At 67.5% G+C, this 11,437-nt stretch carries 11 protein-coding genes, 2 tRNA genes and 1 pseudogene (1 of these 14 cut by a window edge); 10 read left to right on the forward strand and 4 right to left on the reverse strand.

The window, feature by feature from the left end; translation table 11 throughout:
* Positions 1-69: 69 nt before the first annotated feature.
* The gene (locus OKW76_RS01360) at positions 70-537 is read right to left on the reverse strand and encodes an Lrp/AsnC family transcriptional regulator (RefSeq protein ID WP_256507526.1); all 468 of its coding nucleotides are present in this window, start codon (positions 535-537) and stop codon (positions 70-72) included.
* Positions 538-714: 177 nt separating this feature from the next.
* Between OKW76_RS01360 and OKW76_RS01365 the strand changes: the two genes are divergently transcribed.
* From OKW76_RS01365 to OKW76_RS01380, 4 genes are all read left to right on the forward strand, one after another.
* Positions 715-2,508, forward strand: a complete 1,794-nt coding sequence (locus OKW76_RS01365) for a sensor histidine kinase (RefSeq protein ID WP_265550474.1) — start codon at positions 715-717, stop codon at positions 2,506-2,508.
* A gap of 17 nt (positions 2,509-2,525) precedes the next feature.
* Entirely contained in the window at positions 2,526-3,611 is a 1,086-nt protein-coding gene (locus OKW76_RS01370; RefSeq protein WP_265550476.1) for a polysaccharide deacetylase family protein, read from the forward strand.
* Positions 3,589-3,665: transfer RNA gene (locus tag OKW76_RS01375), tRNA-Ile, on the forward strand. The genes OKW76_RS01370 and OKW76_RS01375 overlap by 23 nt, the downstream gene beginning before the upstream one ends.
* Positions 3,666-3,759: 94 nt before the next feature.
* Positions 3,760-3,836: transfer RNA gene (locus OKW76_RS01380), tRNA-Pro, on the forward strand.
* 197 nt (positions 3,837-4,033) lie between these two features.
* Here the strand turns inward: OKW76_RS01380 and OKW76_RS01385 are convergent.
* Positions 4,034-5,824, reverse strand: coding sequence for an SLC13 family permease (locus OKW76_RS01385; RefSeq protein ID WP_322740106.1), 1,791 nt, complete (start codon positions 5,822-5,824; stop codon positions 4,034-4,036).
* Positions 5,825-5,997: 173 nt separating this feature from the next.
* Positions 5,998-6,651 (reverse strand): NADPH-dependent FMN reductase, encoded by a 654-nt coding sequence (locus OKW76_RS01390; protein WP_265550479.1) that lies wholly within the window; start codon positions 6,649-6,651, stop codon positions 5,998-6,000.
* Between the two features lie 113 nt (positions 6,652-6,764).
* Here OKW76_RS01390 and OKW76_RS01395 point away from each other — a divergent pair, with 113 nt between their 5' ends.
* The 5 genes and pseudogenes from OKW76_RS01395 to arsH all read left to right on the forward strand — a co-directional run bounded on the left by OKW76_RS01395 (position 6,765) and on the right by arsH (position 9,900).
* The gene (locus OKW76_RS01395) at positions 6,765-7,094 is read left to right on the forward strand and encodes an ArsR/SmtB family transcription factor (protein WP_265550481.1); all 330 of its coding nucleotides are present in this window, start codon (positions 6,765-6,767) and stop codon (positions 7,092-7,094) included.
* A 25-nt stretch (positions 7,095-7,119) separates the two neighbouring features.
* Positions 7,120-7,602, forward strand: a pseudogene (locus tag OKW76_RS01400) (arsenate reductase ArsC); the annotation flags it as partial.
* Between the two features lie 48 nt (positions 7,603-7,650).
* Complete coding sequence (gene arsC, locus OKW76_RS01405; protein ID WP_265553089.1) at positions 7,651-8,067, forward strand: arsenate reductase (glutaredoxin); 417 nt, start codon at positions 7,651-7,653, stop codon at positions 8,065-8,067.
* Positions 8,064-9,128 carry an ACR3 family arsenite efflux transporter gene (gene arsB, locus OKW76_RS01410; protein ID WP_265550483.1) on the forward strand — a complete coding sequence of 355 codons (1,065 nt, stop codon included), beginning with the start codon at positions 8,064-8,066 and terminating at the stop codon, positions 9,126-9,128. The genes arsC and arsB overlap by 4 nt, the downstream gene beginning before the upstream one ends.
* A 13-nt stretch (positions 9,129-9,141) precedes the next feature.
* Positions 9,142-9,900 carry an arsenical resistance protein ArsH gene (gene arsH, locus OKW76_RS01415; RefSeq protein WP_265550486.1) on the forward strand — a complete coding sequence of 253 codons (759 nt, stop codon included), beginning with the start codon at positions 9,142-9,144 and terminating at the stop codon, positions 9,898-9,900.
* A gap of 17 nt (positions 9,901-9,917) precedes the next feature.
* Here arsH and OKW76_RS01420 read toward each other — a convergent pair whose 3' ends face one another.
* Positions 9,918-11,204 carry a serine hydrolase domain-containing protein gene (locus OKW76_RS01420; RefSeq protein WP_265550488.1) on the reverse strand — a complete coding sequence of 429 codons (1,287 nt, stop codon included), beginning with the start codon at positions 11,202-11,204 and terminating at the stop codon, positions 9,918-9,920.
* Between the two features lie 209 nt (positions 11,205-11,413).
* On the opposite strand from OKW76_RS01420, the gene OKW76_RS01425 reads away from it, so the two are divergent.
* Positions 11,414-11,437, forward strand: the 5' end (the start) of a protein-coding gene (locus tag OKW76_RS01425; RefSeq protein ID WP_265550489.1) for a class 1 fructose-bisphosphatase. It continues 996 nt past the right edge of the window; the window shows 24 of its 1,020 coding nt (coding positions 1-24); its start codon is at positions 11,414-11,416; its stop codon lies off the right edge, out of view.

Raw genomic sequence — 11,437 nt, forward strand, 5'->3', positions numbered from 1 at the left:
CCGACCGACATGCAAAGGGCCGGCGTAGCGATACGCCGGCCCTTCGTGTTTCCTGACCTGCGTTGCCCGTCAGGCTTCGGGGACGGGGATGCCCGGCAACAGCTTGGTCGTGCGGATCGTCAGCGAGGTCTTGACGCTCGCGACGTTCGACGCCGTCGTCAGCCGCGTCGTGAGGATTTCCTGGAAGCTCTTCAGGTCGGGCGCGACGATCTTCAGGATGAAGTCGATCTCGCCGTTGAGCATATGGCATTCGCGCACTTCGGGGATGTCGGCGACATGCGCCTCGAACGCCGCGAGGTCGCTCTCGGCCTGGCTGCGCAGGCTGACCAAGGCGAACACGGTGATGCCATAGCCCAGCGTCACCGGGTCGAGCGTCGCGTGATAGCCCTTGATCGCGCCCGCCTCTTCGAGCGCGCGAACCCGCCGCAGGCAAGGCGGCGCAGTCAGCCCCACCCGCTCGGCCAATTCGACGTTTGTCATCCGGCCATCTTCCTGTAGCAAAGCCAGGATTTGGCGGTCGATACGGTCGAAACTCATGTGTGCTCCCGGTTGGGGTATTTTCGAATGCGACGGCGCCCTAGCAGCATAAGATAATTGCTTCAAAGCGCAATTGTCCCATAACGCGACGGGCGGAAAACACTGGTTCCGGCCACGCGTCGGAAGCGTTAAGAAATAGTTACGGCGCGCCCTTCGGCGGTCGGGGGAACTCAACAATTGCGCTTCGACGATACCCTCGACACCGTGTTGGCGACCGACCTTTCCTCGGCATTCGAGCGGCAATCGGTCTATCGCCAGCTGGTCGACCTGATCGGCCGCGGACGGGTGCCCGTCGAAGACCGCGCGATCGAGACTTTGGCCGCGCTGATCCCGCAGGTGCCGCTTGCCGTACGTTCGGCCAGCGCGCGTGGTTTGGCGTTCGCGCGGCCGCCGGCGGCGCTGGTCGGGCTGATGGCGCGCGATGAACTTGCGGTCGCCGCGCCGGTGCTGCGCACCGCGACGCTCGACGATTCCGAATGGACCGCGCTGCTGCCCGCGCTGACGCCGTCGGGCCGCGCGATCCTGCGCCATCGGCGCGACCTGTCGTCCACCGTGCTGCGCGCGCTCGAAAGCTTCGGGCCGAGCGATTTCGTGCTCGAAGACGGGCGCGACGTCGCCGCGGTTCCCGCCGCCGCCGACCAGCCGCTGGCGCTGGTCGCCGATGAAGTCGTGCCGCAGCTCAACCCTGTATCCGACGAAGCGATTGCGCCGCGCCCCGATCCGGTCGTCGCGGGGCCGTTCAGCAGCTTCGGCGCGGTCGCGCTGACGATCCCGATCGTCGCCGACGCAGTGCGCGACGCCGAAACCCGCGGCGACACCCCGCTTGAATCGAGCGCGGCGCCCGAGGGACCGTTCGAGATCGCCGACGTCGTCGCGCGGATCGACGCGTTTCGCGAGCGGCGCGAACGCAGCGCGCCGGTTGCTTCGCCGCGTCTGCCCGACGCCGCGGCGGTCGACCGCTTCCGCTTCGAAACCGATGCCAAGGGCGTGATCGGCTGGGCCGACGGTATCGGCCGCGCGCCCTTGCTCGGGCGGTCGCTGATGCTGGCGGGGCAGGTGGGTGCCGCGAGCATCGACGCCTCGGCGGCGGGCGCATTCCGCCAGCGCGCGCGCTTTCGCGATGCGCGGCTGACGATCGACGGCGAGGGGCTGGCCGCGGGCGGCTGGCTGATCTCGGGCGTGCCGGTGTTCGATCCGGCGAGCGGCCGCTTCACCGGCTATCGCGGCACCGCGCGCCGCCCGCGCGCCGGCGAGACCGCCGCGCCGCCCAAGCACGAGCGCAACGCGCGCCCCGACGCCTTCCGCCAGCTGGTGCACGAGCTGCGCACCCCCACCAACGCGATCGTCGGCTTCTCCGAGATGATCGAGATGCAGATATTGGGGCCGGTTTCGGATCCCTATCGCGATCGCGCGCAGGCGATCCGCCGCCATGCGCGCGACCTTCTCGGCGCGATCGACGACCTCGACCTCGCCGCGCGGATCGAAACCGACGCGCTGACGCTCCGGCCCGAGCCGGTGTCGCTGCGCGCGGTGATCGGTTCGGTCGCCGACGACCTGCTGCCGCTGTGCGAGCTGCGCGGCGCGACGATCGCGATCCCCTCGCGCGACGCCGCGGTGCAGGGCGACCGCCATGCGATCGAGCGGCTGCTCGGGCGGCTGGTCGCCACCTTGCTGTCGGCGACGCGCGCGGGCGAGGTCGTCGCGATGGAGCTGACCGCGGGCGACGACGGCGAGATCGAGCTCGCGGTCGCGCGGCCATCGGCGCTGGCGATCGATCCGGTGATGGCGGTCGACGAGATCGAGGATGATTCGAGCCTCGATGCCGCGCCGCTCGGGACCGGCTTCGCGATCCGGCTGGTCGGCAATCTCGCGCGCGAGCTCGGTGGCTCGCTGGCGATCGACGAGCAGCAGCTGTTGCTCAAGCTTCCCGCCGCCAACCCGGTATCGGCGCAACGCGCTAGCAAGCTTTAGGCGCTAGGGCGGTCGGGATGCTCGCGACCGCTACCCAAACCGCATACCGCCACGCCGCACCCGATCTCGCTTCGCAGGTCGACTGGCCTTCAGGCTTGGGCACGCGCTTCGCGGTGTGCATTGATACCGAGGAAGAATTCGACTGGAGCGCGCCGCTGTCGCGCGATTCGCGCAGCGTCACCGCGATCGATGCGCTGCCCGCGATGCACGCCTGGTTCGCGCAGCGCGGGGTCCCGCTGACGTACCTTGTCGATCATCCGGTCGCGACCACCCCATCTTCGATCGCGGTGATGCGCGGCCTGATCGCCGACGGTGTCACCACGATCGGCACCCACCTCCACCCCTGGGTGACCCCGCCGTTCGACGAGGTCGTCGGCCCGCAAACGAGCTTCGCGGGCAATCTGGCGCCCGCGCTCGAGGCGGCGAAGCTCGATGCGATCGGCGAGGCGATCGTTGCCGCCTTCGGCGTCACCCCGCAGATATACCGCGCCGGGCGCTACGGGCTGGGCCCCAACTCGATCGCGCTGCTGGCCGAGCGCGGCTATCGGATCGATACCTCGATGCGCTCGGGCTATTGCTACACCGGCGAGGGCGGGCCTGACTTCGGCGCGATCGGCAACCTGGCGTTTTGGTGCGGGCCCGATGCCGCAATGGTCGAGCTGCCGCTGACGACGATCTATACCGGCACGCTCGGGCGCGGCGGGGCGGGGCTGTACGAGGCGCTGGGGCGTGTACCCAAGGGCAGGGGGCTGGCCTCGCGGCTCGGGCTGTTCGACCGCGTCGCACTGACGCCCGAGGAAATGCCGCTCGATGCCGCGCTAGCAGCGATCGAGGTCGCGCTCGATCAGGGCCTGGCGCTGCTCAACTTCTCCTTCCATTCGCCGACGATCGTTCCCGGCCACACCCCCTATGTCCGCGACGCGCGCGACCTGGCGGCGTTCTACGCCTGGTGGGAGGGGGTGCTCGCGCTGCTCGCATCGCGCGGTGTCCAACCGATCAGCGGCCGCGACCTGCTCGAGGCGACGCACGCGCCGGCCCTTGCATCGCCCGCCCGCCCTCCGCTAGGCGGAGCCGTGGTTGGGGCCTGTAGCTCAACTGGTTAGAGCTGTCCGCTCATAACGGATAGGTTGCGGGTTCAAGTCCTGCCGGGCCCACCACGACCGCTAAACGCACCCAAGTTTTGCGCCGCAGCCGGTGGGTGCAGTATTTCGGTTGCCAGCCCCGCCGCTATCCGGCTAGGGGCTATCGCGTCGGGGAGTGGCGCAGCCTGGTAGCGCATCTGGTTTGGGACCAGAGGGTCGCAGGTTCGAATCCTGTCTCCCCGACCATGTTTCCAATGACTTAGCTACCAGCGTCATTGGGACTTTTACACGCGGTTTACGCTGTATGGCGCTCAAGCGCGATCGCGACATGACAGACGCAAATTCTGTGACTCCTTCCGCGGACCAGCCGATTTCGGTCCCGCGCGAGCGGCAGGCGTTCGCGGCAGGTTAGCGCCCAGCGCCGCGTATTGACGGGAAAATCCTCAGTACAGCCCGTATCGGTATACCAGCAGTCCCGACAGCGTGACGATCATGATCGCCACCAAGGGCAGGCCGGTCTTGGTATAATCCCCGAACTTGTAGTCGCCGGCGGACATGATCAGCATGTTGGTCTGGTACGCCACCGGCGTGGCGTAGCAAAGATTGCAGCCGAACAGCACGGCGAGCACCAGCGGCTCGACCGGGATGCCGAGCTTTTGACCCAGGCTGAATGCGATCGGCGTGCCCACCGCCGCCGCGGTGGTGTTCGACGCGAAATTGGTGAGGATGGTGACGAACAACATCACGGCGCCGAGCACGGCGGCGGCGGGCAGATATTGCAAGCCGATCGCCATCAGGCTGCTGAGCCATTCGGCGGCGCCGCTGTCGAGGATGATCCGACCGATCGCGATGCTCGCGGCAACCAGCACGATCACCTTGGCCGACAGGGCCCGGCCGATCCGGTCGAAGCGGACGCAGCCGGTGACGAACATCACGATCGCCCCCGCCAGCGCCGAGATGGCGATCGGCACCACGCCGATGCTCGCGGGGATGACCGCGCCGGCCATGATCGCCAGCGCAAGCGGTGCCTTGGCGGTGCGCGGCAGTTCCTTGGCCCCTTCGAGGACGAGCAGGCTTTCGGCGCGCGCGAACGCCTGCAGATCGGGCATCGCGCCGGTCGCCAGCAGGATATCGCCTTCGCCGAAGACAGGCTCGGCGCCCGGATGCGGCAACGGCCCCCAGGTGTCGTACCCGATCCGCTTGGCGTCGTGGACGCCGAGCAACGCGACATTGTAGCGTTCGGCGACGTTGGCGGTCGCCATGCCGCGGCCGATCAACCCCGAATCCTTGGCGATCGACAGCTCGACCACGGTCAGATCCTCGCCGGTCCGGCTATAGCCGTCGTGCAGCCGATCCATCAGCCAGGCCGGCGCTGCCGTCGCGCCCAGCACGCGCATCGCTTCCTCGAGCGCGGCATGGGTGCCGCTGACCGGCAGTCGGCCCTGCGATTGCGGCGCGCGGATGTCGATCTCGGGCGGGAGGAGCTTCTGCAGCCCGTCGATGTCGAGATCGCGCGCCGCCGACGTGCCCCCCAGGCGAAGGGTGGCGTTGAAGCGCCTGGGCTCGTTGCCCGCCGCCACCGAATTGTCGGGCAGCAGGCGCGGCATCACCAACCAGATGAAGGGCAGCGCCACCGCGGCGGCCATCAGTACGATCGGGGTGAAGTGGAACACGCTCATCGGCGGCAGCCCGAGGTCGGTCGCGATCGAGACCACCAACAGGTTGGTCGAGGTGCCGATCGTCGTCGCCATTCCGCCGATCAGCACTGCGCTGTTGATCGGGATCAACGTCTTGGACGCCGCCATCCCGCCATTGGCGGCGATCGCGGCCATGATCGGCAACAGCAGCACCAGCACCGGGGTATCGTTGACCAGCATGCTCATCGCCATCGCCAGCACCAACGTCACCAGCAGCCCGACCTGCCGGTTGAATCGCCATACCCGCGTCAGCAGCCGCGACGCCGGTTCGAGCGCGCCGGTGGTGACGAGCCCGCGCCCCAGGATCATGAGCGCGCAGATCGTGATGAGCGCGTAATGGCCGAACCCTTCGAACGCGAGCCGCAGCCCGTCGGTCGGTGCCTGGCCGGGCAGCGGAAACGAATAGAGCCCGAGCGCGATCACACTGATCGTCAGTAGCGAGATGATCTCGACCCGCGCCCGGCCTGAAACGAAGCCATAGAACATCGCGATCGTCAGCAGGATCGCGCCGATCGCATGGGGGGAGGGGGCTGTCACGACGGCTCCCTTTCGATGTCGGGTCGGGTCTGATCGACGGCATGGCGATCGGTATCGATGTAGCGGCGGCTCAACATCGTGTCTGATTGGACGGCGACGGCGCGCGATGCAATGCCGCTGCGGGGCCGAAACCCCTGTTGCGAAGTGCGGAGCAGCCGACGCCACCCAAGTTTTTACGGCGCGTTTCGTTCGCTCGGATTCGTGATGAACGCCCCTGGACGCTCGCCGCCCTCGCTCCGTTGCCGCGCGGCCGCGGTCGACCACCAGCATAGCTGGTCGAGGGTGCGGTCGAGATAGCCGTCCCATCGCTCCGCCTCGACGCCGGCGCGGTATTCGCCGGCCTCTTCGAATACGTCCTGTGCATGCGGCACATGGATCATCGCCGAAACGGGGAGGCACCCCAGCTCGGACAGGAAGGTCCGCATGCTCACCGCCGCGCGCGTGCCGCCCCATTGCCCCGCCGAATAGGTTACGATCGCACTCGGCTTGTAGGAGAATAGCGAGCTGCCGAAGTGGTTGAGCAGGTCGCTGAGCACCGGGCTCATCAGATGGTTATATTCGGGACTGACCATGACATAGCCGTCGGCCGCCGCGATCCGCTCGGCCAACCGGTCGAGCGCGTCGGGGCGATCGCGCGAGGCATAGGCGAAGTGCGGCTTGAACGGGTGCGGCAGATCGATCTCGAGCGGATCGATCAGCGCCGCTTCGATATCCCTGTCGCGCAGGCGCCGCATGCAGGCAGCCGCGACCCGCGCACCCAACCGCGGCGGGTGCGGCGGCCCAGAGGTCCGCTCCGATCCGAGGATGACCAATATGTCGTTCGCCATGTTGTCGCTTGCTCCGCTCGGATCAGCCTGCATTCGGTCCGACCCACGCCTATCATAACCATCGGCAAATAACGATGGTTGCGCGTTGCGTATGTATCGCATAATGCCGATGCATGACCGACGAAGACGCCCTGGCCTGTCTTGCTGCGCTGTCGCATCCGACGCGGCTCGCCGCGTTCCGCTTGCTGGTGCGCGCCGAGCCCGAGGGGCTCTCGACCGGCGACCTCGTCGCCGCGACGCAGCTTGGCCAGAGCACTTTTTCGACGCATCTCGCGGTGCTGGTCGCCGCCGAACTCGTGAAGCCCGAAAAGCGCGGGCGCCAGATGATCCAGCGCGCCGATATCGCACGGTTGCGCGCGATGATGCTGTTCCTCGCCAAGGATTGTTGCGGCGGAAGCCCGGCGCTTTGCGATGGCCTGATCGCCGAACTTGCCTGCTGCTGATGCCCCATTGCCGAAGGATGCCGACGTGACCGATCCCATCACCGTGCTGTTCCTATGTACGGGCAATTCCGCGCGCTCGATCCTTGCCGAGGCGCTGCTGGCGCATAAGGGCGGCGGTCGGTTCCGGTCGCTCAGCGCAGGCAGCTTTCCCAAGGGCGACGTCCACCCGCAGGCACTGCAAACCTTGCGGCAGGCTGGGCTACCGACCGATGGCTATCGTTCGAAAAGCTGGGATGCGTTCGCCGGCCCCGACGCGCCGACGATCGATATCGTCGTGACGGTGTGCGACAATGCCGCGGGCGAAGTCTGTCCGGTCTGGCCCGGCACCCCGCTCAAGGCGCATTGGGGGATCGACGACCCCGCCGCCGCGCTGCCCGAGCAGCAGGAAGCCGCCTTCAGCGAGGCCTATCGCCAGATGGAAGCGCGGATCGATCGGCTGGTCGCGCTGCCGATCGCCGGGCTCGATCGCGAACAGGCGCAGCACGCGCTTCGCCGGATCGGCGCCGAGATCGGCTCGACCGACGAGGCCCGCCGCCAGGCCGAAGGCGCGCAGGGGGTGACGATCTACCACAACCCCGCCTGCGGCACGTCGCGCAACACGCTGGCGATGATCCGCAACGCCGGGATCGAGCCGGAGGTGATCGAGTATCTGAAGACCCCGCCGTCGCGCGCGGTGCTGGTTGATCTGATCGCGCGTGCCGGGCTTAGCCCGCGCGCGCTGCTGCGCGAAAAGGGCACCCCCTTTGCCGAGCTCGGGCTGGGGGACGATAGCCTGGACGACGAAGCGCTGATCGATGCGATGATCGCATATCCGATCCTCATCAACCGGCCGTTGGTGGTGACGCCGTTGGGGGTTCGCCTGTGCCGCCCATCGGAAGTGGTGCTCGACATCCTCCCCGCGGCGCAACGCGGTGCCTTCACCAAGGAAGATGGCGAACGCGTCATCGACGACAGCGGGGCGAAGGTGCGATGACCGAGCAGCTTTCCAAGCCCGAGCGGCTGGGCTTTCTCGATCGCTGGCTGACGCTGTGGATCTTCGCGGCGATGGGGCTGGGGGTGTTGCTCGGCACGATCTTCACCGGGCTACCGGCGGCGCTCAACGGCCTGTCGGTCGGCACCACCAACGTGCCGATCGCGATCGGGCTGATCCTGATGATGTACCCGCCGCTGGCGCGCGTGCGCTATGAAGACCTGCCCAAGGTCTTCGCCGACAAGCGCGTGCTGATGCTGTCGCTGGTGCAGAACTGGCTGATCGGGCCGACCTTGATGTTCGCGCTCGCGGTGATCTTCCTGCGCGATTATCCCGAATATATGACCGGGGTGATCTTGATCGGCCTGGCGCGCTGCATCGCGATGGTGCTGGTGTGGAACCAACTGGCGAAGGGCGACAATCAATATGTCGCGGGGCTGGTCGCGTTCAACTCGATCTTCCAGATCGCGTTCTTCAGCGTCTATGCTTGGCTGTTCCTCACCGTCCTGCCGCCGTTGTTCGGGCTCGAGGGCAGCGTGATCGATGTCAGCTTCTGGACGATCGCCGAGGCGGTGCTGATCTATCTGGGGCTGCCGTTCCTCGCGGGGTTCATCACGCGCAAGTGGCTGGTCGCGAAGCGCGGGAACGATTGGTACGAGGCCAGCTTCCTGCCGCGGATCGGGCCGATCACGCTGGCGGCGTTGTTGTTCACCATCACCGCGATGTTCACGCTCAAGGGCGGCGACGTCGTCCGGCTGCCGCTCGACGCGATCCGGATCGCGATCCCGCTGACGATCTATTTCGTCGTCCAATTCCTGATCAGCTTCTTCATGGGCAAGCTGATCCAGGCCGATTATCCGCGCACCACCGCGATCGCCTTCACCGCCTCGGGCAATAATTTCGAACTGGCGATCGCGGTCGCCATCGCCGCATTCGGGCTCGCCTCGCCGGTGGCGTTCGCCGCGGTGATCGGGCCGCTGGTCGAGGTGCCGGTGCTGATCCTGCTGGTGCAGGTCGCGTTGCGACTCGGCCGGCGCTGGTTTCCCGCCACCGCCCCCGCCTGACGGAGACGATATCTTGCCGCTACGCACGCTCGCCGACCCCGATCACCTCCCCGCGCTCGATCGCCAATATGCGTTCGACCGGCCCGGCGCCGGCCTCGGCCCCGCCGACCCGCCACCGCGCATCCTGCTGCTCTATGGCAGCCTGCGCGAACGCTCCTATTCGCGGCTTTGCGTCGAGGAGGCGGCGCGGTTGCTGCAATGGTTCGGCTGCGAGACGCGAATCTTCGATCCCTCGACGCTGCCGCTGCCCGATCAGGTGGCGCGCGACGACCACCCCGCGGTCCATGAATTGCGCCAATTGTCTTTGTGGTCCGAGGGGCAGGTGTGGTGTAGCCCCGAGCGTCACGGCCAGATCACCGGGGTGATGAAGACGCAGATCGACCATCTACCGCTGGCGATGGGGGGGATGCGGCCGACGCAGGGGCGGACGCTCGCGGTGATGCAGGTGTCGGCGGGGTCGCAATCGTTCAACAGCGTCAACACGCTGCGCGTGCTCGGCCGCTGGATGCGGATGTTCACCATCCCCAACCAATCCTCGGTCGCCAAGGCGTTCGACGAGTTCGACGATGCGGGGCGGATGAAGCCATCGAGCTATTATGACCGGATCGTCGACGTGATGGAGGAGCTGGTGCGTTTCACCGTGCTGATGCGACCGCACGCGGCGGCGCTGGTCGATCGCTATTCGGAGCGCAAGCAGGCCGGCGTGCCGATAGACGCGGCCACCGACCTTTCGAGCATCGCAATCGGCGCGCAAGGCAACCGACCGGCGTGACCGGGCGGTTCAGTTGGTTATCGCGCGGCCTTGCCGGGTGACGCCGCGACCGCGGTGACGGCTGTCGCCGCGTTGGGCTGCACCGGCAGATCGAGCCAGTCGGTCGGCGGCAGGCGATAGAGCATGTCGAAGAATTCGAGCTGGAGCCGCGCCGGCTTCGACGTGTTGCTGTTCCACAGCATCACGATCCCGCTCTTCTCGGCAGGGTCGAACAGCACCAGCGAGCCATAGCCGTCGACCGATCCGCGATGCCCGACCAGCGCATGACCGGCATAAGTGTAGCTGCGCCAGCCAAGCCCATAGGCCGCATTGGTCAGCGCGCGATCCATCGCGCCGCGGCGACCCTTGGGCGGCGTCGATACGCGCGGGCGATGCATCGCCTCGAGCGCGGCAGGCGACAGGATCGCCGGCGCGTCGCCCATTTGCGCCTGCATCCAGCGGGTGAGGTCGAGGATCGACGAATTGACCCCGCCCGCCGCTGGCACGCGGTAATAATTGTCGTTCACCGTCGTCGGCGTCCGGTTCCAGCGATGCGGCTGCGCCCAGCTCTCGGCGCCTTGCAGCCCGGCGCGACCGACGCTGGCGGTCGTCATCCCCAGCGGGGCGAACAGCCGCTCTTGCGCGACGCTGGCATAGGCTTGGCCGGTGGCTTGCTCGACCAGCTCGCTGGCGGCGTCGAAGGCGATGTTCTGATAGCCATAGCAGGTCGCCGGCGGGCAATATTGCGCCAAGGTCCCGAGCGATGCGCGCAGCAGCTTGGGATCCTGCCCTGCCTCTAGCCGGTCATCCCATGCGTTGCGCACCAGTCCCAGGCGATGCGAAAGCAGGTCGGCAACCGTCACGCTGCGCGCGTCGCCGGGCAGGGTGAGCGTGGTCCGCATCGAGGCGAGCGACGAATCGAGCGACAATTTGCCGTCCTCGGCCAGCCCGACCACCAGCGCCGACGCGACGCCCTTCGATACCGACGCCCAGCGAAAAACCGTGTCGGGTGTCACCGCCGCACCCGAACTGGCGAGCGTTTCGCCATAGCCCTTGATGAAGCGAACCCGGCCCTTCTCGACCGTGCCGATCGCGAGCCCCACCATGTCGCGCTCGCGCATCAGCGTGGCGATCCGCGATTCGAGCCGGCCGTAATCGACGATCGACGGCTGTGCGTCGGCAAGCGGGATCATCATCCGCTCGACCGCGCGCGGGGCGGTGGGATTGGCTGGCGCGTCGGTCGGCGAGGCATGCCCGGTCAGCAGCACCGCCACGCCCCCCGCAAGCGCCAGCGCGCCCCCCGCCGCCAGCATCGCCTTCGTCACTATCGTCGCCAAACCGCAATCCGTCCTTCGCAAGTCGTATCCTGGCTAATAGCCGATGACCGCGATCGCGCTACCGCGATCTGGCCCGGTTCGGCAGCGCGCTGCTGCCGCCGACCGCATTTTTCGATCCTCGCGGGGGTGGCGAAGCGGGGCGGTCTGGTCCACGTTGCCGGCAACATTCGGTACCGAACATCCGACGAAGGAAGCACATGAAGCGCACGACATTGAGCCGG

The sequence above is a fragment of the Sphingomonas sp. S1-29 genome (genome assembly GCF_026167545.1).
Taxonomy (GTDB): Bacteria; Pseudomonadota; Alphaproteobacteria; order Sphingomonadales; family Sphingomonadaceae; genus Sphingomonas.